The sequence below is a fragment of the Burkholderia pyrrocinia genome (genome assembly GCF_001028665.1).
GTDB classification, from domain to species: Bacteria; Pseudomonadota; Gammaproteobacteria; order Burkholderiales; family Burkholderiaceae; genus Burkholderia; species Burkholderia pyrrocinia.
Genome location: NZ_CP011503.1, coordinates 1115268 through 1136985, shown reverse-complemented (window position 1 = coordinate 1136985; position 21718 = coordinate 1115268). Strand labels below are relative to the sequence as shown.

General features: G+C 67.9%; 19 protein-coding genes. 14 read left to right on the top strand and 5 right to left on the bottom strand.

Features of this window, described 5'->3' with window-relative positions; genetic code table 11:
* Positions 1–11 precede the first annotated feature (11 nt).
* The 8 genes from ABD05_RS05275 to ABD05_RS05240 all read left to right on the top strand — a co-directional run bounded on the left by ABD05_RS05275 (position 12) and on the right by ABD05_RS05240 (position 9112).
* Positions 12–323: a high-potential iron-sulfur protein gene (locus tag ABD05_RS05275; RefSeq protein WP_047899265.1), complete on the top strand. Its 312-nt coding sequence runs from the start codon at positions 12–14 to the stop codon at positions 321–323.
* Positions 324–510: 187 nt separating this feature from the next.
* On the top strand, positions 511–1818 hold the full coding sequence (locus ABD05_RS05270) for an MFS transporter (RefSeq protein ID WP_047899264.1): 1308 nt from the start codon (positions 511–513) through the stop codon (positions 1816–1818).
* A 334-nt stretch (positions 1819–2152) separates the two neighbouring features.
* Complete coding sequence (locus tag ABD05_RS05265; protein WP_047899263.1) at positions 2153–3781, top strand: ABC transporter substrate-binding protein; 1629 nt, start codon at positions 2153–2155, stop codon at positions 3779–3781.
* 116 nt (positions 3782–3897) lie between these two features.
* Positions 3898–4908, top strand: coding sequence for an ABC transporter permease subunit (locus ABD05_RS05260; RefSeq protein WP_047899262.1), 1011 nt, complete (start codon positions 3898–3900; stop codon positions 4906–4908).
* 4 nt (positions 4909–4912) lie between these two features.
* Positions 4913–5830, top strand: a complete 918-nt coding sequence (locus tag ABD05_RS05255; RefSeq protein ID WP_047899261.1) for an ABC transporter permease subunit — start codon at positions 4913–4915, stop codon at positions 5828–5830.
* 84 nt (positions 5831–5914) lie between these two features.
* Positions 5915–6961 carry an ABC transporter ATP-binding protein gene (locus tag ABD05_RS05250; protein ID WP_047899260.1) on the top strand — a complete coding sequence of 349 codons (1047 nt, stop codon included), beginning with the start codon at positions 5915–5917 and terminating at the stop codon, positions 6959–6961.
* The gene (locus ABD05_RS05245) at positions 6958–7974 is read left to right on the top strand and encodes a peptide ABC transporter ATP-binding protein (RefSeq protein ID WP_047899259.1); all 1017 of its coding nucleotides are present in this window, start codon (positions 6958–6960) and stop codon (positions 7972–7974) included. Before ABD05_RS05250 ends, ABD05_RS05245 begins: the two co-directional genes overlap by 4 nt.
* Positions 7967–9112 (top strand): TraB/GumN family protein, encoded by a 1146-nt coding sequence (locus tag ABD05_RS05240; RefSeq protein WP_047899258.1) that lies wholly within the window; start codon positions 7967–7969, stop codon positions 9110–9112. Before ABD05_RS05245 ends, ABD05_RS05240 begins: the two co-directional genes overlap by 8 nt.
* Before the next feature lie 588 nt (positions 9113–9700).
* Here ABD05_RS05240 and pxpA read toward each other — a convergent pair.
* The 3 genes from pxpA to pxpB are packed head-to-tail and all read right to left on the bottom strand — an operon-like array spanning position 9701 to position 12241.
* A complete protein-coding gene (gene pxpA / locus ABD05_RS05235; protein ID WP_047899257.1) occupies positions 9701–10465 on the bottom strand; it encodes a 5-oxoprolinase subunit PxpA in 765 nt (254 codons plus the stop codon).
* 55 nt (positions 10466–10520) lie between these two features.
* Positions 10521–11588, bottom strand: a complete 1068-nt coding sequence (locus ABD05_RS05230) for a 5-oxoprolinase subunit C family protein (protein WP_047899256.1) — start codon at positions 11586–11588, stop codon at positions 10521–10523.
* Positions 11585–12241 carry a 5-oxoprolinase subunit PxpB gene (gene pxpB, locus ABD05_RS05225; RefSeq protein ID WP_047899255.1) on the bottom strand — a complete coding sequence of 219 codons (657 nt, stop codon included), beginning with the start codon at positions 12239–12241 and terminating at the stop codon, positions 11585–11587. Before pxpB ends, ABD05_RS05230 begins: the two co-directional genes overlap by 4 nt.
* Positions 12242–12389: 148 nt before the next feature.
* Here pxpB and ABD05_RS05220 point away from each other — a divergent pair, with 148 nt between their 5' ends.
* Positions 12390–12902, top strand: coding sequence for a winged helix DNA-binding protein (locus ABD05_RS05220; RefSeq protein ID WP_047899254.1), 513 nt, complete (start codon positions 12390–12392; stop codon positions 12900–12902).
* 74 nt (positions 12903–12976) lie between these two features.
* Here the strand turns inward: ABD05_RS05220 and ABD05_RS05215 are convergent, their stop codons facing one another.
* Positions 12977–13585, bottom strand: coding sequence for a 5-formyltetrahydrofolate cyclo-ligase (locus tag ABD05_RS05215; RefSeq protein ID WP_047899253.1), 609 nt, complete (start codon positions 13583–13585; stop codon positions 12977–12979).
* 8 nt (positions 13586–13593) lie between these two features.
* Between ABD05_RS05215 and ABD05_RS05210 the strand changes: the two genes are divergently transcribed.
* The 4 genes from ABD05_RS05210 to ABD05_RS05195 all read left to right on the top strand — a co-directional run bounded on the left by ABD05_RS05210 (position 13594) and on the right by ABD05_RS05195 (position 18512).
* Positions 13594–15546 (top strand): lytic transglycosylase domain-containing protein, encoded by a 1953-nt coding sequence (locus tag ABD05_RS05210; RefSeq protein ID WP_047899252.1) that lies wholly within the window; start codon positions 13594–13596, stop codon positions 15544–15546.
* A 57-nt stretch (positions 15547–15603) separates the two neighbouring features.
* Positions 15604–16563, top strand: a complete 960-nt coding sequence (locus ABD05_RS05205) for a complex I NDUFA9 subunit family protein (RefSeq protein WP_047899251.1) — start codon at positions 15604–15606, stop codon at positions 16561–16563.
* A 63-nt stretch (positions 16564–16626) separates the two neighbouring features.
* Positions 16627–17274: a glutathione S-transferase family protein gene (locus ABD05_RS05200; protein WP_047899250.1), complete on the top strand. Its 648-nt coding sequence runs from the start codon at positions 16627–16629 to the stop codon at positions 17272–17274.
* Entirely contained in the window at positions 17271–18512 is a 1242-nt protein-coding gene (locus ABD05_RS05195) for a multifunctional CCA addition/repair protein (protein ID WP_047899249.1), read from the top strand. The genes ABD05_RS05200 and ABD05_RS05195 overlap by 4 nt, the downstream gene beginning before the upstream one ends.
* Before the next feature lie 48 nt (positions 18513–18560).
* Here ABD05_RS05195 and ABD05_RS05190 read toward each other — a convergent pair whose 3' ends face one another.
* Entirely contained in the window at positions 18561–19355 is a 795-nt protein-coding gene (locus tag ABD05_RS05190; protein WP_047899248.1) for a helix-turn-helix domain-containing protein, read from the bottom strand.
* A 430-nt stretch (positions 19356–19785) separates the two neighbouring features.
* Between ABD05_RS05190 and ABD05_RS05185 the strand changes: the two genes are divergently transcribed.
* Entirely contained in the window at positions 19786–21636 is a 1851-nt protein-coding gene (locus ABD05_RS05185) for a M24 family metallopeptidase (protein WP_047899247.1), read from the top strand.
* Positions 21637–21718 lie beyond the last annotated feature (82 nt).

The window sequence follows — 21718 nt, the reverse complement described above, 5'->3', positions numbered from 1 at the left end:
AGCGAGTCCCCATGAAAACATCCCGTCGGAGTTTCCTGATTTCGAGCGTTGGCGTCGTGTCCGCGCTGGCGCTGTCGCGTGAAGCGCTGGCCGATGCGCCGATGCTGTCGGAAACCGATCCGACCGCGGTGGCGCTCGGCTACAAGGCCGAAGCCACGAAGGTCGACAAGACGAAGTACCCGAAATACGCAGCGGGCCAGGATTGCGCGGCCTGCATGCTGTACCAGGGCAAGAAGGGTTCGGCTTCGGGCCCGTGCGGCGCCTTCCCCGGCAAGCAGGTGTCGGCGAAGGGCTGGTGCAGCGCATTCTCGAAGATGGGTTGAGGTCCGTGCGGCATCGTGCGATGCCGCAATGTGGCGAAAACCGCAAAACGCCCGCCATCGAAAGATGGCGGGCGTTTTTATTGCTTGAAAACGGTTCCGTCGCTTTCTACACTCGCTGCAAACCAGCGCGCCGCGGCACACTGCGCCGCGCCACCCGACACGGCGAATTCACGAGGATGAGGCACGCATGGCGACGATTGCGAATTCAACGAAAACGGTCCGGCCCGAGCGTGCGCTGAACCGGCGTGCGGTCGTGGCCGCCGTGATCGGCAACGCGCTCGAGTGGTACGACTTCACGGTGTTCGGTTTCATGACGGTCGTGATCGCCGAGCTGTTCTTCCCGACCTCCAGCGAATACTCGTCGCTGCTGCTGACCACCGCGACGTTCGGCGTCGCGTTCTTCATGCGCCCGATCGGCGGCATCGTGTTCGGGCTGTACGCGGACCGCGCGGGCCGCAAGGCCGCGCTGTCGCTCGTGATCCTGCTGATGACGGGCGGCATCTTCCTGCTTGCGATCGCGCCGCCCTATGCGGCGATCGGTATCGGCGGCCCGATCCTGATCGTGCTCGGCCGGCTGCTGCAGGGCTTCTCCGCGGGCGGCGAATTCGGCAGCGCGACGGCGCTGCTGATCGAGGCCGCGCCGTTCTCGAAACGCGGTTTCTACGGCAGCTGGCAGATGGCGAGCCAGGCGGCCGCGCTGCTGATCGGCGCGCTCGTCGGCGCGGCCGTCACGCGCGGGTTGTCGCACGACGCGCTGCACAGCTGGGGCTGGCGCGTGCCGTTCGTCCTCGGGCTCGTGATCGGCCCGATCGGCTTCTACATCCGCCGCCATCTCGCCGATTCCGAAGCGTTCCTGCATGCGCAGCAGAGCGCGCGCCGCGCGACGCTCGGCGAAGTGTTCACGCGCCATCCGCGCGAGGTGCTGTGCGGGCTCGGCTCGGTGATCGCGCTGACGGTGACGATCTACGTGCTGATCAGCTATCTGCCGACCTTCGCGGTGAAGCAGCTGAAGCTGCCGTACTCGGAGTCGTTCTACGCGGTGATCGTCGGCAACCTGCTGCTGATGGTGCTGTCGCCGATCGCGGGCGCATGGTCGGACCGCATCGGCCGCAAGGGGCTGTCGCTGTGGTCGCTCGTGCTGACGCTCGCGCTGATGTATCCGCTGTTCGCGTGGCTCGACGCGGCGCCGAGCATCGGGCGGCTGATCGCGGTGCAGGCCGTGCTGTCGGTGACGCTCGCCGGCTATTACGGGCCGTTCGGCGCGATGATCGCCGAACTGTTCCCGGCCAACGTACGCTCGACCGGACTGTCGATCGCGTACAACGTCGCAGTGATGATGTTCGGCGGCTTCGGGCAGTTCATCGTCACGTGGCTGATCAAGGTCACGGGTTCGCCGCTGGCGCCGACCTACTATGTGATGGCCGGGCTCGCGCTGTCGATCGTCGCGGTCGCGTTCGTGCCCGCGCGCAGCGCCGACCTCGACGCGCCGGCGTGACGCATGACGCATGACGCATGACGGCGTGAAGACTGTCATCGAATCGTTTCGCAAAACGCAATGATGTGCGGCCAATTGCGGGAAACGTCGCACGGAACCTTCGAGTTCGCGCCCGAATTGTTTAGTTGTCGAACGAAACTTGCGCGGAATGAACGGAACTGACGCTCGCGCGCGTTCTCGCATTTTTTAACCGTGCAAAACATCGGCAAAAACCCGTGCGGGTGCGTCTAGAAGAGTTTTTTCTCCAGCTTGTTGCAGCATCGCTAGCTCAAGTAATATCCGCGTACGCCGGACCCTGGCGGGACCGGTTCCGATCTGGAGACCTGGAGGAAACATGGAATACAACCGTCTGTTGCACACCCTGCGTGTTACCGCCATTGCAGGCGTGGCAGCGGCATCGTTCGGCGTCGCGGGTTCTGCATTCGCACAGATCCCGAACAAAACGCTCGTCTACTGCTCAGAAGGCAGCCCGGCGGGTTTCGATTCCGCGCAATTTACGACCGGCGTCGATTTCACCGCCGCCACGTTTACCGTTTACAACCGTCTCGTCGAATTCGAGCGCGGCGGCACGAAGGTCGAACCGGGCCTCGCCGAGAAGTGGGACGTGTCGTCCGACGGCAAGGTGTACACGTTCCACCTGCGCCACGGCGTGAAGTTCCACACGACCGACTTCTTCAAGCCGACGCGTGAATTCAACGCGGACGACGTGCTGTTCACGTTCCAGCGCATGCTCGACCCGAACCAGGCGTTCCGCAAGGCGTATCCGGTGTCGTTCCCGTACTTCACCGACATGGGCCTCGACAAGCTGATCACGAAGGTCGAGAAGGTCGATCCGTACACCGTGAAGTTCACGCTGGCCGAGCCGAATGCGCCGTTCATCCAGAACATGGCGATGGAATTCGCGTCGATCCTGTCGGCCGAATACGGCGACCAGCTGATGAAGGCAGGCAAGGCCGCAGACATCAACCAGAAGCCGGTCGGCACGGGCCCGTTCATCTTCCGCAGCTACACGAAGGACGCGACGATCCGTTTCGACGGCAATCCTGATTACTGGAAGAAGGGCGAAGTGAAGCTCTCGAAGCTGATCTTCTCGATCACGCCGGATCCGGGCGTGCGCGTGCAGAAGATCAAGCGCAACGAATGCCAGGTGATGAGCTATCCGCGTCCGGCCGACATCGCGACGCTGAAGGCCGATTCGAACGTCGACATGCCGTCGCAGGCAGGCTTCAACCTCGGCTACCTCGCGTACAACGTCGAGCACAAGCCGGTCGACAAGCTCGAAGTGCGTCAGGCGCTCGACATGGCGATCAACAAGAAGGCGATCCTCGAATCCGTCTACCAGGGTGCGGGCCAGGCTGCCAGCGCGCCGATGCCGCCGACCCAATGGTCGTACGACAAGAACCTGAAGATGGCCGCGTACGACACCGAGAAGGCGAAGGCGCTGCTCGCGAAGGCCGGTTATGCGAACGGTTTCGAGATCACGCTGTGGGCGATGCCCGTGCAGCGCGCGTACAACCCGAATGCCCGCCTGATGGCCGAGATGATCCAGGCCGACTGGGCGAAGATCGGCGTGAAGGCGAAGATCGTCACGTACGAGTGGGGCGAGTACATCAAGCGTGCGCACACGGGTGAGCAGGACACGATGCTGATCGGCTGGACGGGCGACAACGGCGATCCGGACAACTGGCTCGGCACGCTGCTTGGCTGCGAGGCGATCAAGGGCAACAACTTCTCGCACTGGTGCTACAAGCCGTTCGACGAACTGGTCCAGAAGGGCCGCACGACGACGGGCCAGGACGCACGCACGAAGCTCTACACGCAGGCTCAACAGGTCTTCGCGCAACAGCTGCCGTTCTCGCCGATCGCGAACTCGACGGTCTACCAGCCGGTGCGCAAGAACGTGGTCGACATGCGCATCGAGCCGCTCGGTTATGCACGCTTCGACGGTGTCGGCGTGAAGTAATACGACCGGCGTAAGCTGTCTACGAAGACCGAGACCGGTAATTCATCCGGCGGCGGGAGGCCACGAGCTTCCCGTCGCCGGTCGCACATTTCCCACAAGAAAATACGAGACGCATCATGTTCACATTCGTGTTGCGCCGCGTGGGCATGGTGATCCCGACTTTCATCGGCATCACCATCCTGGCGTTTGCGCTGATTCACCTGATACCGGGCGACCCCATCGAAGTGATGATGGGCGAGCGCGGCGTCGATCCCGCCATGCATGCGGAGGCGATGAAACGCCTCGGGCTCGACCAGCCGCTGCCCATGCAGTACGTCCACTACATCGGCCGTGCGATGCACGGCGACCTCGGCACGTCGATCATCACCAACACCAGCGTCGCGGGCGAGTTCTTCGCGCGCTTCCCGGCGACCGTCGAGCTGTCGCTGTGCGCGCTCGTGTTCGCGCTCGCGGTCGGGCTGCCGGCCGGCGTGATCGCCGCGCTGCGGCGCGGCTCGGTCGTCGACCACGGCGTGATGGGCACCGCGCTCACCGGCTACTCGATGCCGATCTTCTGGTGGGGGCTGATCCTCATCATGGTGTTTTCGTCGTACCTCGGCTGGACGCCCGTGTCGGGGCGCATCGCGGTCGAATACGACTTCCCGCATCCGACGGGCTTCATGCTGATCGACGCGCTGCTCGCGCCGGACGAAGGCTCGTTCAAGTCGGCGGTCAGCCACCTGATCCTGCCCGCGATCGTGCTCGGCACGATCCCGCTCGCGGTGATCGCGCGGATGACGCGCTCGTCGATGCTCGAAGTGCTGCGCGAGGACTACATCCGCACCGCACGCGCGAAGGGGCTGTCGCCCGCGCGCGTGGTCGTCGTGCACGCGCTGCGCAACGCGCTGATCCCGGTCGTCACCGTGATCGGCCTGCAGATCGGCACGCTGCTCGCGGGCGCCGTGCTGACCGAGACGCTCTTTTCGTGGCCCGGTGTCGGCAAGTGGCTGATCGATGCGATCGGCCGCCGCGACTATCCGGTCGTCCAGGGCGGCATCCTGCTGATCGCGACGCTCGTGATCGTCGTGAACCTGGTCGTCGACCTGCTGTACGGCGTGCTGAATCCGCGCATCCGCCACACGAGGTAATTCCATGAGCAATCTGCAAAACACCCTGCCGAGCGAATCCGCGCCGGCCGGCGGCCGTGCGCTCGCGCTGCGCGAGTTCTGGGCCAACTTCTCGCGCAACCGCGGCGCCGTCGGCGCCGGCATCGTCGTGCTCGCGCTGATCCTGGTCGCGTTGCTCGCGCCGCTGATCGCGCCGCACAGCCCGGTCGAGCAATACCGCGACTACGTGAAGATTCCGCCCGCGTGGCTCGCAGGCGGCAACTGGCAGTTCATCCTCGGCACCGACGAAGCGGGCCGCGACATTCTTTCGCGCCTGATGTACGGCGCGCGGATGTCGTTCTGGATCGGCTTCGTGTCGGTCGTGCTCGCGCTGATCCCCGGCATCGTGCTCGGGCTCGTCGCCGCGTTCTTCCAGAAGTGGGCCGACACGCCCGTGATGCGCATCATGGACGTGCTGCTCGCGCTGCCGTCGCTGCTGCTCGCGGTCGCGGTCGTCGCGATCATCGGCCCGGGGCTCACCAACACGATGTTCGCGATCGCGATCGTCGCGCTGCCGGCCTACGTGCGCCTCACGCGCGCGTCGGCGCTCGGCGAGCTGCAGAAGGAATACGTGACGGCGTCGCGCGTGGCCGGTGCCGGCACGCTGCGCCTGATGTTCTCGCAGGTGCTGCCCAACTGCACGGCGCCGCTGATCGTGCAGGCGACGCTCGGCTTCTCGTCGGCGATCCTCGACGCGGCCGCGCTCGGCTTCCTCGGCCTCGGCGTGCAGCCGCCGACCCCCGAGTGGGGCGCGATGCTCGCATCCGCGCGCGACTACATCGACAACGCGTGGTGGATCGTGACGATGCCCGGCCTGTCGATCCTGATTTCGGTGCTCGCGATCAACCTGCTCGGCGACGGGCTGCGCGACGCGCTCGATCCCAAACTGAAACGGATGGCCTGAGATGAAACAACCCCCACGCTCACTTTGTTCGCTGCCCCCCGAGGGGGCGGTCATCCTCCTTGGGGCGGCCCGGCGGAGGATGACATGAGCCAAGATCTTCTGACCATCCGCAATCTCGCGGTGAATTTCAACGGCCTGCCCGCCGTCGACCGGATCAACCTGTCGATCGCGCCGGGCGAGGTGGTGGGCGTCGTCGGCGAATCGGGCTCGGGCAAGAGCGTGACGATGATGGCGCTGATGGGCCTGATCGACGCGCCGGGCAAGGTGACGGCCGACGAGGTCACGTTCAACGGCGTCGACCTGCTGAAGGCGTCGCCGAAGGCGCGCCGCAAGATCGTCGGCAAGGACATCGCGATGGTGTTCCAGGATGCGCTGACGAGCCTGAACCCGAGCTACACGGTCGGCTACCAGATCAAGGAAGTGCTGAAGCTGCACGAGGGGCTGCGCGGCGACGCGCTGCACCGGCGCGCGCTCGAACTGCTCGACCAGGTCGGCATTCCCGATGCGAAGAACCGCATTACGTCGTTCCCGCACCAGATGTCGGGCGGGATGAACCAGCGCGTGATGATCGCGATGGCCGTCGCGTGCAACCCGAAGCTGTTGATCGCCGACGAGCCGACCACCGCGCTCGACGTGACGATCCAGGCGCAGATCATGGATCTGCTCGTGAAGCTGCAGAAGGATCGCGGGATGGCGCTCGTGCTGATCTCGCACGACCTGGCCGTGGTGTCGGAGGTCGCGCAGCGCGTCGCGGTGATGTACGCGGGCGAGATCATCGAGACCAACCGCGTGCCCGACATCTTCCGCGCGCCGCATCATCCGTACACCGAAGCGCTGCTCGCGGCGATTCCCGAGCACAATAAGGGGGCGCGTCGCCTTGCCGCATTGCCCGGCATGGTGCCGGGCCGCGATGATCGCCCGTCCGGGTGCCTGTTCGCGCCGCGCTGCAAGTACGTGGTCGACGATTGCCGCAAGGCGCGGCCGGCGCTCGATACGCTGGTGTCCGGCAACGATGCGATGCGCGCGCGCTGCATCAAGCCGCTCAATGTTTCCAACCTCGACCTGACGGCTATGCATGGGACCGGAGTAAGCGCTAAAGCGCAAACTCCGGTCGACAGGAGTCCACGATGAATGCAAATCAAGAAGTGCGAGGCGCGCCGCACGACGAGGACGTAGTGCTGGTCGCCGACCAGCTCGCGAAACACTACACGGTGAAGCGCGGCATGTTCGGCCACGGCACGGTGAAGGCGCTCAACGGCGTGTCGTTTTCGCTCAGGCGCGGCAAGACGCTCGCCGTCGTCGGCGAATCGGGTTGCGGGAAGTCGACGCTCGCACGGCAGCTGACGATGATCGAGACGCCGACGTCCGGCCACCTGTCGATCGACGGCAAGGACGTCGCGGGCGCGGACCGCCACCGGGTCGCTGACCTGCGCCGTCGCGTGCAGATGGTGTTCCAGAATCCGTTCGCGTCGCTGAACCCGCGCAAGACCGTCGAGCAGACGCTCTCCGAGCCGCTCGAGATCAACGCGAACCTGACGGCCGCCGAACGCGCGCAGCGCGTCGCGCAGATCATGCGCACGGTCGGCCTGCGGCCCGAGCACGCGAAGCGCTATCCGCACATGTTTTCGGGCGGCCAGCGGCAGCGGGTCGCGATCGCGCGCGCGATGATCCTCGATCCGCGGATCGTCGTCGCCGACGAGCCGGTGTCCGCGCTCGACGTGTCGATCCAGGCGCAGATCCTGAACCTGTTCATGGACCTGCAGGAGCAGTTCAAGACGAGCTACGTGTTCATCTCGCACAACCTGTCGGTGGTCGAGCACGTCGCGGACGACGTGATGGTGATGTACTTCGGCAGCGTCGCCGAGCTCGGCGACAAGGCGACGATCTACGCACGGCCGCGCCATCCGTACACGCGCGCGCTGATGTCGGCGACGCCGGCGATCTTCGAGGAAGACCGCCGCGTGCAGATCAAGCTGCAGGGCGAACTGCCGTCGCCGCTCAATCCGCCGTCGGGCTGCGCGTTCCACCAGCGCTGCCCGTATGCGGTCGAGCGCTGCCGCGCCGAGGAGCCGCAGCTGCGCGAGGTCGACGGACGGCGCGTGGCCTGCCATCGCGCCGAGGAGGTAGGGGAGGCGAATGCCTGAAGCGTTGGCGGCGCGCGTGTCCGGCGTGCGCCGTTCGGGGGCAAGCAGCGCGCGCGTGATGCGCGCGTACCGCTACGCGCGGCGCTGGAGCGTGCGTACCGTGACGGGTGCGGCGCTGGCCGGTGCGTGCGTAGCGGCCAGCCTCGCGGTTCCCGTCGAGGCCGCGCGCGCCGAAGGGCGCGCGCCGGCCACTTCACCGATCCATCCGTCGCAAGTCCCGCCGCCCGGCATGAGCCTGCCGGGCTTCCACGCGCCAGCCGTGTCGAACGGCACGGTCGCGAGCGGCGCGGTGCGCGTGCAGCCTGCGCGCATGCCGTTCTACGTCGCGACCAAGGGCAAGGTCACGCTCTACGTGCTCGGCACGCTGCACACGGGCGACCCGTCCGACTACCCGAGCGCGCAGCCGTTCCGGCCGCGCATCCTCGCGGCGCTCGCCGCGTCGCCGACACTCGCGCTCGAACTGTCGCCCGACGACCTGCTCGAATCGCAGGACGACGTGTCGAAGTACGGCGTGTGCCGTTATCCGTGCCTGCAGCGCCTGCTGCCCGAGCCGTTGTGGCAACGGCTCGCGGCACGCCTGCGCGGCAACCCGGCCGCGCTCGCCGAGATCCGCAAGATGCGACCGTGGCTCGCGGCGCTCGTCGTCGAGACCTACGATTCGCTGTCGGCCGGCCTGCAGACCGAATACGGCACCGAGGCGCAACTGCAGAACGTGTTCCTGAAGAAGAAGGGCGGCCGCGTGATCGGGCTCGAGACGCTCGCCGAACAGATGCGCGCGTTCACCGGGCTGACGCTGGCCGAGCAGCGCGAGATGCTTGCGCAGGACATGGTGCAGACACCCGCGCAGAACGCGGACGACATCAAGTCGCTGCACCGGCTGTGGCGAATTGGCGACGCCGACGCGATCTCGGCGTGGGCCGTCGCGAAGAGCGAGCGGCTCGCGCGTTCGAAGGCGTTGTCGGCGTCGATCGACAACAAGATCCTGTATGAGCGCAACCGGCGCTTCGTTGCACGGATGACGGCAATCGCCGCGCCGAACCGGCCGCTGTTCGTCGCGATCGGCGCGCTGCATCTGGGCGGCCCGCTCGGCGTGCTCGAATTGTTGCGCCAGCAAGGATACCGGGTCGACGCGAACTGATCGCGCCCGGCGGCACGCACTGATCTTCCCCTGTTTGATCGACATCGCGCGCCCGGCGCGAGGCGCCTGAGCGGCGGTGTCTATCGATAAGGAAAACCCTTGAATCGTCGGAAAATAGCGTTTGAAACGATTGACATCCCGTTCTGCCAATATCTATTCTTCATCCCACAAGTTGAAAAAATGAAAAGAATAGATAAGTTCTACGGGGCAGCAGAAATAAAGCGCGGGGTTAGCGTTGCCGGCACGTGAAGCGCGTGCCGGCCGCGGAGTGTCTGCATGCACGGCGGGGCCAATCGTCGTCGGACAACACATGCATGCAGGCCGACTTGCAGATAAGCAACGTTCCGTCGTCTGACCGGGGAATGCAGTGATCGGGCGGCGGCGGACGTTTTTTAATCCGGAATGTTTTTCCGGTCACCGTCGCAAGACGGTTTCGGGGGGCGAATCGACAGACGGCAAAGCCGCAGCGATTGCGCCAACGTAAAAGCGCCACGAGGGCGCTTTTTTCTTTTGTGCGTGCTTTTGTGCGACGGGTTTCGACCATGGCGCGCGCCAGGCGGCGGACGCGCATCGCGCGCGTCGCATGTCCTACGCGCCTTCGTCCGCCTGCAGTGCGCCGGGCGCCACGACGTCGACACCGGCGGCCTCCAGCGCCGCGCGAATCCGCTTCGCGAACGCCAGCGCATGCGGCCCGTCGCCGTGCAGGCAGACGGTCTGCGCATTCAGCGGCACCCATTCGCCGCTCAATGCCCGCACCTGCCGGTTGCGCACCATGTCGAGCGTGCGCGCGAGCACCGCCTCTTCATCGTCGATCAGCGCGCCGGGCTGGCTGCGCGGCACGAGCGAGCCGTCCGCGCGGTAGCCGCGGTCGGCGAACACTTCCTCCACCGCGGCGAGCCCCGCATGCCGCGCGGCCGCGACGAACACGCTGTTCGCGAGCCCGAACACCGCGAGCGAGGGATCGAAATCGTGGATCGCGGACACCACCGCATCGGCGATCATCGGGTCGCGCGCGGCCTGGTTGTACAGCGCGCCGTGCGGCTTGACGTGCGCGATGCGCCCGCCTTCGGCCTGCGCGATCGCCGACAGCGCGCCGAGCTGGTACAGCACGCCGGCATAGATGTCGCCGGCCGGCAGCTGCATTTCCTTGCGGCCGAAATTCTCCGGATCGTGAAAGCTCGGGTGCGCGCCGATCGACACGCCTTTCTGCACGGCCCAGCGCACGCAGTCGCGCATCGCATTGGCGCCGCCCGCGTGCCACCCGCATGCGATGTTCGCCGACGTGACGAGGTCGAGCAGCGCCTCGTCCGATCCGCATCCTTCGCCGAGATCGGCATTCAGATCGATTTCCATGATGTTCCTCGTCCACTGATTGCGTGGCGCGTCTTCCGTCCTGCTTCCGCCATTGTCACGCCGCGCGCGATTGGGCGCGGCGGCGCGCTTCCTCGCGCATGTCGATCGCGACGTCGATCTGCCGCAGATAGGCACGTTCTGCGGTCAGGGCGGCGCGCGCGGCGTCGGGTGTCGTGCGCACGAAGCGGATCGGCAGGTTGAGCCGGGCCTGCGCGAGCTTCCACAGGTCGGCGCGGATCACCGTGCCGATCTTCGGGTAGCCGCCGGTGGTCTGCGCGTCGTGCATCAGCACGATCGGCTGGCCGTTCGGCGGCACCTGGATCGTGCCGGGCAGCACCGCGTGCGACAGCAGCTCGACCGGCCGCTCGCGCGAGAGCTCGGCGCCGGCGAGGCGATAGCCCATCCGGTTGCTGTTCGCGGTGACGAGCCATTCCTCGTCCCAGAACGCCTGTTGCGAATCGGCCGCGAACGACGCGTAGTCGGGGCCCGGCAGCACGCGCACGGGCATCGCCCACGGCGCATGCGCGGGGCGGTGGCGGCGCGGCGGCTCGTCGACACGGACGAATGCGCACCACGCGGGCGCCTTCACGCCGAATTCGGGCGCATCGGCCGCGAGGCAGCCCGCGCCGGCCGGCGGCACACCGACCGGGAGCCGATCGCCGTCGCGCAGCGTGCGGCCGCCGAGGCCGCCGAAGCGCGACGCGAGATCGGTGCTGCGCGAGCCGAGCATCGGCAGCACGTCGATGCCGCCCGCGATGCACAGGTAGCCGCGCATCCCGCGTTTCGCGGCCGGCAGCACGAGCGTCTGCCCGGCTTCGACCGGCAGGCTCCACCACGAATACACGCGCTGGCCGTCGAGCGTCGCGCCGAATTCGGTGCCGGTGATCGCGATGCGGGTGGCGCGCGTGAAGCGGAAGGCGGCCGGGCCGATCGTGATCTCGACGGCCGCCGCGTCGGGGCGGTTGCCGACGAGCCGGTTGCCGACCTCGAGCGCGAGGGCGTCGAGCGCGCCGCCCTGCGCGACGCCGAGATGGCGCGCGCCGCGGCGCCCGAGATCCTGCACGGTCGACAGCGGGCCGGCCCGCACCACCTCGATGGTGCCCGGTGCGTTGCTCTGGGTCATCGTGCGTCGACTCCCGCAATGGTGAAGCGCACGCGGTCGCCGGGCAGCAGCAGCGTCGGCTGCGGCCGCACCGGATCGAACAGCACGTGCGACGTGCGGCCGATCAGTTGCCAGCCGCCGGGCGACGTGGCCGGGTAGATGCCCGTCTGCGCGCCGCCGATGCCGACCGAGCCGGCCGGCACCTCGAGGCGCGGCGCCGCGCGGCGCGGCGTGTGCAGCGACGCGTCGAGGCCGCCGAGATACGCGAAACCCGGCTGGAAGCCGATGAAGAACACGACGTATTCGCCGGCCGCGTGGCGCGCGACGACCTCGTCGGCCGACAGGCCCGTGTGCGCGGCGACGGCCGCCAGATCGGGGCCGGCGGCGCCGCCGTATTCGACCGGGATCTCGACGTCGCGGCCGTCCGCGTGCTCGACGTCGGCCGTCTCCCACGCGTCGCGCAGCGCCGGCGTGAGCGACTCGGCCGTCGCGGCGAGCGCGTCGAACACGATGGTCAGGTTGTTCATGCCCGGCACGACGTCGATTACGTCGGGCCACGCACGCGCGGCCTCGGCGACGGCCCAGACGCGGCGCTGGCAATCGAGCGTGGCGGGCGGCGGCACCTCGCAGACGAGGGCGGCATCGCCGAGCGGATAAAAGCGGGGTTGCGTCATCGGACTGGCACGGTTCGGACGGCAATGTTAGCGCACATTGTCAATAAGATATCGATAACTTACCAATAAGCGTTTTCGCCTAGCCCGTATACCGGGGCTTCTGACGTACACTCGGCACACCCTGACATCCTGCTTGCGCCGCCTTTCCATGAAGCGTCCCCCGACCAAGATCGTGTCATCCGAACACCTCGTTTCCGATTCGAGCGCGGAGCTGTCGGAACTCGAATACGGGCTCATCATGGCCGGCAACGCGTTCAACCGCTGGATGGTGCGCTGCATGTCGGCGGCCGGCGCGAAGGACATGACGGCGGTCGAGGTATCGCTGCTGCATCACGTCAGCCATCGCGAACGCAAGAAGAAGCTCGCCGACATCTGCTTCGTGCTCAATATCGAGGATACGCACGTCGCGACCTATGCGCTGAAAAAACTGATCGCGCGCGGCTATGTGAAAAGCGAGAAGAGCGGCAAGGAAGTGTTCTTCTTCTCGACCGACGCGGGCCGCGACCTGTGCCTGAAGTATCGCGAGGTGCGCGAGCACTGCCTGATCGAGACGCTGAAGGACAGCGGGCTCACCAACGAGCAGATCGGCGACGCGGCGCAGTTGCTGCGCCACGCATCGGGCCTCTACGACACGGCCGCGCGCGCGGCGGCGTCGCTGTAAACGATTGCGGAAAGGGTTGCGCGCGGCGTTGCGCTGACGGGCGTGCGAAGACGACCGTGGCGCCGCGCGCCGCGTCATCCGGCGGCCGGGTAGAGCGCGCCGTCGGTCACGATCCAGCGCAGCGCGAGATCGTGCGCTTCGGCCGGCAGTGCGTCGACGCGGCACGCTTCGTATGCGATGCCGACCGTCACGGGCAGCGTGTCGCCCGGCCACGCGGCGAGCGTGCGGTCGTAGTAGCCGCCGCCGTAGCCGAGCCGGTAGCGCTGCGGATCGAATCCCACACAGGGAATCAGCAACAGGTCGGGCACGACGACGATTCCCGCCGCCGGTTCCGGAATCCGGTGATGACCTTCGCGCATCGGCGTGTGCGCGTCCCACGCATGGAACGCGAGCGGCGTGTGCCGCTCGCCGATCACGGGCAGCGCGGCGCGCCGGCCGGCGCCTGCCGCACACCACGCGAGCACCGCGTCGCGCGCATCGAATTCGCCCGGCAGCGGCCAGTAGAACCCGACCGTGCGCGGGGCGAGCCGGTCGAGGAGCGTGCGCAGCCGCGCGTCGAGCGCGGCGTTCGCGGCGGGCTGCGACGCGGCGTCGCGACGCGCGCCGGACAGCGTTTTGCGCAGTGCAACCTTCGGGTTCGGCACAGGGTTGCGTGCTATGCTTTCGCTCAATTCGCGCTCCATTCAAAACGATGTCGAACAGCCTTTTCCGAGTATATCGCGCGGTCGCGCTGACACTTTCGGCCGCCGCGCTCGTCGCGGGTACGGCCGCGTGCGCCGCACCGGGCGACGACACGGTCGCCGGGGATGACCAGGTCTTCGTGCAGCTTCGCGAAGCCGCGCGCCGCAACGACGCCGCGAAAGCCGCACAGCTCGCGTCGATGATCCCGAACTATCCGGTCCCGTCCTACGTCGAGTATTTCCAGATCAAGCCGCAGTTGTTCGATTCCACGGGCCGCGCGCGCGTCGATGCGCCGGACGCGCCCGTGCAGTCGTTCCTGCAGCGCTACGACGGCCAGGCGATCGCCGACCGCATGCGCAACGACTACCTGCTCGTGCTCGGCGCGCGCCACGACTGGCGCAGCTTCGACGATCAATACAAGCGCTTCGTGCTCGACGACGACACGCAGGTCAAGTGCTACGCGCTCGAATCGCGCGCGGCGCGCGGCGAGAACGTCGCCGAGGCGGCGCGCGCGCTGCTCGTCGAGCCGAAGAACTACGGCGACGCGTGCGTCGACCTGATCACCGCGCTCACGGTCAACCAGCAGTTCACGAGCGACGACGTGTGGCAGCAGGCGCGCCTCGCGTACGAGCAGAACTACACGACGCTCGGCGGCAAGATCGTCGACGCGCTCGGCGCGCGCCCGGCCGGCTTCGACCAGGCGACCAGCGCGCCGCCGCTGTACCTCGCGCGCGGCGTCGGCTCCGACGCGGCGTCGCACCAGCTCGCGCTGATCGCGCTCGGCCGCATGGCGCGCAACGATCCGGACGCAGCGGCCGGGATGCTGACGTCGGTCGCCGGCTCGCTCACGAAGCAGGAACAGGCGATCGCGTGGGGCGCGATCGGTTACCAGGGCGCGATCAAGCGCTCGGCGCTGGCGTCGGTCTGGTACGCGAAATCCGCGAATGCGCCGCTGTCGAACCCGGGTTACGAATGGCGCACGCGCGCCGCGCTGCTCGCCGGCAACTGGCCGATGGTGCGCTGGTCGATCGAGCAGATGCCGCCGTCGCTGCGTAGCGATCCGGCGTGGATCTACTGGCATGCGCGTGCGCTCAAGCAGAGCGGCGACACGCTGCAGGCGAACCAGGAATTCGAGCAGGTCGCGGGGCAGTTCAATTTCTACGGACAGCTCGCCGGCGAAGAACTCGGCCAGCGCACGACGATCCCGCCGCGCACGAAGGTGAGCGACGCCGAGGTCGACGCGATGGGCAAGATTCCGGGCTTCGCGCTTGCGCAGCGCTTCTACGGGCTGAACCTGCGCCTCGAAGGCAACCGCGAATGGAACTGGCCGCTGCGCGGGATGACCGATCGCCAACTGCTTGCGGCCGCCGAATACGGCAAGCGCGTCGAGCTGCTCGACCGCACGGTCAACACGGCCGACCGCACGAAGGCCGAGCACGACTTCACGCTGCGCTACCCGTCGCCGTACCGCAATATCGTCGAGCGCTATGCGCAATCGACGGGCCTCGACGTCGAATGGGCGTACGGGCTGATCCGCCAGGAATCGCGCTTCATCACGAGCGCGCGTTCGTCGGTGGGCGCGGGCGGCCTGATGCAGCTGATGCCGGCGACGGCCCAGATGGTCGCGAAGAAGCTCGGCATGGGCGCGATCACGCGCGCGCAGATGCACGACATCGATACCAACATCCAGCTCGGCACCTGGTATCTGGCGGACATCTTCAACAACTTCGACAGCTCGCCGGTGCTGGCCACCGCCGGCTACAACGCGGGCCCGGGCCGGCCGCGCCAGTGGCGCCAGGTGTTGACGCAGCCGATCGAAGGCGCGATCTTCGCAGAGACGATTCCGTTCAACGAGACGCGCGACTACGTGAAGAACGTGCTGTCGAACACCGTCTACTACGCGGCGCTCTTCGAGGGCAAGCCGCAGTCGTTGAAGAAACGTCTAGGCATGATCTCGCCCTGATTCGCAATCTTCACACTGCCGCGCGAGACGCGGCAGTGTTCTTTTGAGGTTCTGAAAATGGATCGCCAGACCGTCGCGCTGCTGGGCGGCACCGGCTTCATCGGCAGCCGGCTCGTCAATGCGCTGATCGACGCCGGCAAGCAGGTACGGATCGGCACGCGGCGGCGCGACCACGCGCGCCACCTGCAGATGCTGCCGGTCGAGATCGTCGAGCTTGAAGCGCTCGATACGCGCGCGCTCGCGCGCTTCGTCGCCGGCGCGCACGCGGCGATCAATCTGGTCGGCGTGCTGCACGGCGGCCGCGGCACGCCGTACGGGCCCGGCTTCGAGCGCGCGCACGTCGCGCTGCCGGCCGCGCTCGCGAGCGCCTGCACCGAGGTCGGCGTGCAGCGCTTGCTGCACATGAGCGCGCTCGGCGCCGATTCGCGCGGCGCGAGCATGTACCAGCGCTCGAAGGGCGACGGCGAGGCCGCGCTGCATGCGATCGCGGCGACCGATTCGCTCGCGCTGACGATCTTCCGCCCGTCGGTCGTGTTCGGCCCCGGCGACGCATTCCTCAACACGTTCGCGAACCTGCAGCGCACGGTGCCCGTGCTGCCGCTCGCGATGCCCGACGCGCGCTTCCAGCCGGTGTTCGTCGGCGATGTCGTGCGCGCGTTCGTCAACACGCTCGATCTCGCGGCCGCGCACGGCAAGACCTACGAGCTCGGCGGCCCGACCGTCTACACGCTCGAGCAACTGGTGCGCTATTGCGGCACGCTGGTCGGCCGGCAGGCGCGCATCGTGCGGTTGCCCGACGCGCTCGCGCGGCTGCAGGCAATCGTGTTCGAATGCCTGCCCGGCGAACCGGTGATCACGCGCGATAATCTCGCATCGATGTCGGTGCCGAACGTGCTGTCGGGGCCGCTCGCGCCCGAGCTCGGGATCTCGCCCGCGAGTCTCGAAAGCATTGCGCCCGCTTATCTCGGCAACGCCGCGGCGCGGTCGCGGTTCGACTGGTTCCGCTCGCGCCGTTAGGCTCGCCCGGGCGCCGTCGTTCGGCACCTCCTTTTCCACCTTCGCGTTTTCCGGAACACCGTCATGAAACTCGTCATTGGAGACAAGAACTACTCGTCGTGGTCGATGCGTCCGTGGCTGCTGCTCGCGCATTTCGGCATCCCGTTCGACGAGATCGCGGTCGAGCTGCGCCGCGACGACACGGCCGCGCGCATCCTCGAGTATTCGCCGTCCGGCAAGGTGCCGTGCCTGGTCGACGATCACGGTGTCGCGATCTGGGATTCGCTCGCGATCGCCGAGACGCTCGCCGAGCGTTATCCGCAGTTCCCGATGTGGCCGGCAGATCCGCTCGACCGCGCGCATGCGCGCTGCGTCGCGGCCGAGATGCATTCGGGCTTCGCGGCGCTGCGCACGCAGATGGGCATGAACGTGCGCGCGTCGATGCCGGGGCGCGGCGCGACGCCCGACGCGCTCGCCGATGTCGCGCGCATCGATGCGCTGTGGAGCGCGTGCCTCGAGGCGTCGGGCGGGCCGTTCCTGTTCGGCGAGTTCGGGATCGCCGATGCGATGTATGCGCCCGTCGTGATGCGCTTCAACACGTATGCGCCGGGCCTGTCGCCGGAAGCGGCCGGCTATGCGGCGCGCGTGACGGCGCTGCCGGCCGTCCAGCGCTGGATCGACGCGGCGCGCAGCGAGACCAACGTGATCGCCGAATACGAGCCTCAACCATGAACATCTACGCAGTAGGCGGTGCGATCCGCGACGAATTGCTCGGCGTGCCCGTGCAGGACCGCGACTACGTGGTGGTGGGCGCGACGCCCGAGCAGATGGCCGCGCAGGGCTTCCGGCCGGTCGGCAAGGATTTCCCGGTGTTCCTGCATCCGCAGACGCAGGAGGAATACGCGCTGGCGCGCACCGAGCGCAAGACGGCGGCCGGCTATCACGGCTTCCAGTTCCATTACGCGCCGGACGTGACGCTCGACGAGGATCTCGCGCGGCGCGACCTGACGATCAACGCGATGGCGCGCGAGGTGAGCCCGGAAGGCGCGCTGGTCGGGCCCGTGATCGATCCGTTCGACGGGCAGGCCGACCTGCACGCGCGCGTGTTCCGGCACGTGAGCGATGCGTTCGTCGAGGATCCGGTGCGGATCCTGCGCATTGCGCGCTTCGCCGCGCGGTTCGCGGATTTCACGGTCGCGGGCGAAACGCTCGCGCTGATGCGGCGGATGGTCGACGCGGGCGAGGCCGACGCGCTGGTGCCCGAGCGCGTGTGGCAGGAAATCGCGCGGGGGCTGATGGAGGCGAAGCCGTCGCGGATGTTCGCGGTGCTGCGCGACTGCGGCGCGCTCGCGCGCATCCTGCCCGAGGTCGATGCGCTGTGGGGCGTGCCGCAGCGCGCCGACTACCACCCGGAAGTCGATACGGGCGTGCACGTGATGATGGTCGTCGACTACGCGGCGAAGCAGGGCTATTCGCTGCCGGTGCGCTTCGCGGCGCTCACGCACGATCTCGGCAAGGCGACGACGCCGGCGGACGTGCTGCCGCGCCACGTCGGCCACGAGGGCCGCAGCGTCGACCTGCTCAAGCCGTTGTGCGAGCGGCTGCGCGTGCCGAACGATTGCCGCGATCTCGCGCTCGTGGTCGCGCGCGAGCACGGCAACCTGCATCGCGTGATGGAGATGGGCGCGGCCGCGCTGGTGCGGCTGTTCGAGCGCAGCGACGCGCTGCGCAAGCCGGCGCGTTTCGCCGAGATGCTGCAGGCGTGCGAATCGGATGCGCGCGGGCGGCTTGGGCTCGACGCGCAGCCGTATCCGCAGGCCGAGCGGCTGCGCGTGGCGCTCGCGGCCGCGCGCAGCGTCGATGCCGGCGCGATCGCGCGCGGCATCGGCAGCGAAGCGGAGAAGATCAAGGAGGCCGTGCATCGCGCGCGGATCCAGGCCGTCGCGCAGGCGCTCGCGATCGGCGAATAGGGACAGGGATGACAACGGCGGGCGGCGCGCGCCCGCCGGCCGTTACGGCTACTTGCGCGCGGCTGCCTTGCGTGCCGGGGTGGCGGCAGCCGGGCGTTTGCCGGCGGATGCGCGCGGCTTGCCGGCAACCTTCTTTTCCGCCGCGCCGGCCGGCCGTGCCGGATCGGCGTCGCGGCCGCGTTTCGGCGCCGGTTCTCGGCGGCTCACGCGCGGCTCGCCCGGCGCAGTGCGCACGACGGGCGCGGGCTGCCTGATTTCCATCGTCGCGGACACGAATTCGGCGCAACTGTCGTCGAACAGCGGCAGCGTGCTGACCGCGATCAGCTCGGCGGGCCCGTCGCCGACGTTGGCGACGCGATGCCGTTTGCGCGCGTCGAAGTGCAGCGAGTCGCCGGGCGCCAGCGGGTAATCCTTCTTGCCGACCGTGTAGCAGATGCGGCCGGTCAGCACATAGACGAATTCGTCGCCGCCGTGCGACACCCATTCCGACCGGTAGCCTTCCATCATCTGCACCTTGACCGCGTTGATCTGGCTGCCGTCGAACGTGGTGGACAGCCGTTCGTACCACTGCGACGCGCTGTCGACCGCGTACGGCTTGCGGCTGCCCTCGTGCGAATCGGGCTGCGCCTGGCGCGGCTGGTCGATCAGCGCGCCGAGCGGCACGCCCAGCGCCTTCGCGACGTTGACGAGCGACGACAGGGAAATGCCCGTGAGATGGCGCTCGACCTGCGACAGGAACCCGACCGACAGCTTCGCTTCGGTCGCGACTTCCAGCAGCGTCTTCTTCGCTTCCCGGCGCAGGCGGCGAATGCGCTGGCCGATACGCATGATGTCTGAATCCATGAATCTCTTTCGTGGCAACGAGTCGGGAGGCGAGCGGAGGGGCGGTGCAGTCGCCGGGACGTTGCTTTCCGCGCATCGCACGAAGCACGGCCGTCGGGACGACGATGCCGGCGCATTGTACCGCGCAGTGTCGCCGGGCGACGCCACGCCGCGCCTGCCTGCGGCACCGTGCCGCCGATTTTAGTCCTACGAAAATTTTAGCTTGACCTCAATTTCAGCCTGCTCTAGATTCTGTCGCGCGCATCAAACAAAGTTAAGTGAGACAAAAATTTCCGCGGACCTGCCGCTGGCACGCCACAGCGGCCCGGCGACGTGCAGTGCCGCGCGTCGTCCGGCCATCGGCGCCGTGTCGCGTCAAGCCTGCTTCAGGCAGGCGCCCCGCCGCGTCACGCCGCCGACCGCCGACAACAATGAATAACGTGGGCATCCGATGATCGATCGACTGAAATACAGCTTCTCCGGCCTTCCCCCGTACGACGCGTCCGTCGCCGATACGCAGGCCGGCCTGTCGCGCCTGCTCGACGCCGCGCGGCTCGACGCGGTGGTGGTCACGTCGCAGGACGAATACGTCACCGAGTACCTGCCGCTCAGCAATAACCCGCGCTACGCGCTGTCGGGCTTCGACGGCTCGGCCGGCTGCGGGATCTTCCTGAGCGCGGCGACCGCGCAGGCGCTCGGCGTGCCGCCGTTCGTACTGTTCGTCGACGGCCGTTATCACCTGCAGGCCGAGCAGCAGTGCGATCCGGCGCGCGTGCGCATCGAGAAGCTCGGGATGAACGTGACGATCTGGCAGGCGATGGCCGACTGGTTGCTCGCGCATGCGAGCCGGCTCGCGCGGGTCGGCTACGACGGGTTGCGGATCAGCGTCGCTCAGCGCAACCGGCTGCTCGAGCAGACGCAGGCCGCGGTGCTCGACTGGACGAGCCTCGCCGATCGCGAGATCGACCGCGCGATCGCGCTGCCGGGCTGGGCCGTCGAGCGGCCGATCTTCGAGGTGCCGGAATCGATGACCGGCCTGAGCGTCGCGCAGAACCTCGACACGCTGAACCGCAAGCTCGCCGCGCACACCGGTGCGGACCACGGCACGACCGCGTTCTTCACCTGCGCGTCGGACGATCTCGCGTATCTGCTGAACAGCCGCGGTTATCACATCCCGAATGCGTCGTCGCATCTCGGCTTCCTGTTCGCGGTCGGCGGGGAGGTCGCGCTGTTCTTGCCGGAAGGCTGCGACCGTTGCGAAGTCACGCTCGAGTCGTATCCGGCGCTGCACGTGATCCGGCGTGACGTCGCGGCGCTCGAGCGTTTTCTCGCGCAGTTCGCGGTCGATCACGTGTGCTACGGCTTCGAATCGGTGAACTGCGCGCTCGTCGATGCGGTGCGCCGCGTGTGGCCGCACGCGCGCCATGCCGACTTCAATCCGGTCGAGGCGATGCGGGCCGCGAAGACGCCCGCGGTGCTCGACCGGTTCCGCGATGCGTTCGCGCGCAGCTCCGCGGCGATCGCCGAGACGATGCGCTGGGCGAAGACCGGCGAGCCGGGTGCACGCCACACCGAATACGACCTGGCGCGCACGATCAACGACGCGTACGGCGCGCGTTCGGCGGTTGCGCTGACGTTTCCGTCGATCGCGGCGAACGGCGCGAACAGCGCGTTCGCGCATTACACGGCGGCGAGTGCCGATGTCGAGCTGACGGAAGGCGAACTCGTGCTGCTCGACAGCGGCGCGTACTACGAAGCCGGTTTCGCGACGGACTGCACGCGCGTCGTGCTGCGCCGCACGCGCGCGGACACGGTCGCGCAGCCGTGGCAGCGCGAGATCTACACGGTCGCGCTGAAGGCGTGCATCAAGGGGCTCGTCGCGCGCTTCCCGAGCACGGCGACCGGCGGCGACGTCGATGCGCTCGTGCGGCAGGTGTGCCGCGATCACGGCCACGACTTCGGCCACGGCACCGGGCACGGCGTCGGGATTCACGTGCACGAAGGCGGCGTGCGTTTCGCGCCGGGCGCGAAGTACGGGCTGGTGCCGAATGCGGTGATTTCGGTCGAGCCGGGCATCTACGTGCCGGGCAAGGGCGGCGTGCGGATCGAGAACATCGTGATCATCCGGTCGGACGAAGCGCAGCCGGATACCGTGACGTTCGAGAACATCGTGACGGTCGGCTACGACTGGGACCTGATCGATCTCGACCTGCTGGACGACGACGAGCGCGCGTACCTGCGCGACTACGAGCGGCTGTGCGTGGAGCGCGGCACGCAGGTGACGGCGTGCCCGTTGCTGTAAGCGGCGCCGGCGCGGGCGGCGTCGGCCGCCCGCTGTCCGCCGGTCATCGATGACCGATCACCGGCGCCCGATCCGGATCCAT

Bases quoted from the DNA above. Each gene is read 5' to 3' on its own strand.
- ABD05_RS05245 (WP_047899259.1), top strand. From the start codon at position 6,958: ATGAATGCAAATCAAGAAGTGCGAGGCGCGCCGCACGACGAGGACGTA.
- ABD05_RS05275 (WP_047899265.1), top strand. From the start codon at position 12: ATGAAAACATCCCGTCGGAGTTTCCTGATTTCGAGCGTTGGCGTCGTG.
- ABD05_RS05265 (WP_047899263.1), top strand. From the start codon at position 2,153: ATGGAATACAACCGTCTGTTGCACACCCTGCGTGTTACCGCCATTGCA.
- ABD05_RS05260 (WP_047899262.1), top strand. From the start codon at position 3,898: ATGTTCACATTCGTGTTGCGCCGCGTGGGCATGGTGATCCCGACTTTC.
- pxpA (WP_047899257.1), bottom strand. From the start codon at position 10,465: ATGGAAATCGATCTGAATGCCGATCTCGGCGAAGGATGCGGATCGGAC.
- ABD05_RS05205 (WP_047899251.1), top strand. From the start codon at position 15,604: ATGGATCGCCAGACCGTCGCGCTGCTGGGCGGCACCGGCTTCATCGGC.
- ABD05_RS05240 (WP_047899258.1), top strand. From the start codon at position 7,967: ATGCCTGAAGCGTTGGCGGCGCGCGTGTCCGGCGTGCGCCGTTCGGGG.
- ABD05_RS05250 (WP_047899260.1), top strand. From the start codon at position 5,915: ATGAGCCAAGATCTTCTGACCATCCGCAATCTCGCGGTGAATTTCAAC.
- ABD05_RS05215 (WP_047899253.1), bottom strand. From the start codon at position 13,585: ATGGAGCGCGAATTGAGCGAAAGCATAGCACGCAACCCTGTGCCGAAC.
- ABD05_RS05270 (WP_047899264.1), top strand. From the start codon at position 511: ATGGCGACGATTGCGAATTCAACGAAAACGGTCCGGCCCGAGCGTGCG.
- ABD05_RS05255 (WP_047899261.1), top strand. From the start codon at position 4,913: ATGAGCAATCTGCAAAACACCCTGCCGAGCGAATCCGCGCCGGCCGGC.
- ABD05_RS05210 (WP_047899252.1), top strand. From the start codon at position 13,594: ATGTCGAACAGCCTTTTCCGAGTATATCGCGCGGTCGCGCTGACACTT.
- ABD05_RS05230 (WP_047899256.1), bottom strand. From the start codon at position 11,588: ATGACCCAGAGCAACGCACCGGGCACCATCGAGGTGGTGCGGGCCGGC.
- ABD05_RS05200 (WP_047899250.1), top strand. From the start codon at position 16,627: ATGAAACTCGTCATTGGAGACAAGAACTACTCGTCGTGGTCGATGCGT.
- ABD05_RS05195 (WP_047899249.1), top strand. From the start codon at position 17,271: ATGAACATCTACGCAGTAGGCGGTGCGATCCGCGACGAATTGCTCGGC.
- ABD05_RS05185 (WP_047899247.1), top strand. From the start codon at position 19,786: ATGATCGATCGACTGAAATACAGCTTCTCCGGCCTTCCCCCGTACGAC.
- ABD05_RS05190 (WP_047899248.1), bottom strand. From the start codon at position 19,355: ATGGATTCAGACATCATGCGTATCGGCCAGCGCATTCGCCGCCTGCGC.
- pxpB (WP_047899255.1), bottom strand. From the start codon at position 12,241: ATGACGCAACCCCGCTTTTATCCGCTCGGCGATGCCGCCCTCGTCTGC.
- ABD05_RS05220 (WP_047899254.1), top strand. From the start codon at position 12,390: ATGAAGCGTCCCCCGACCAAGATCGTGTCATCCGAACACCTCGTTTCC.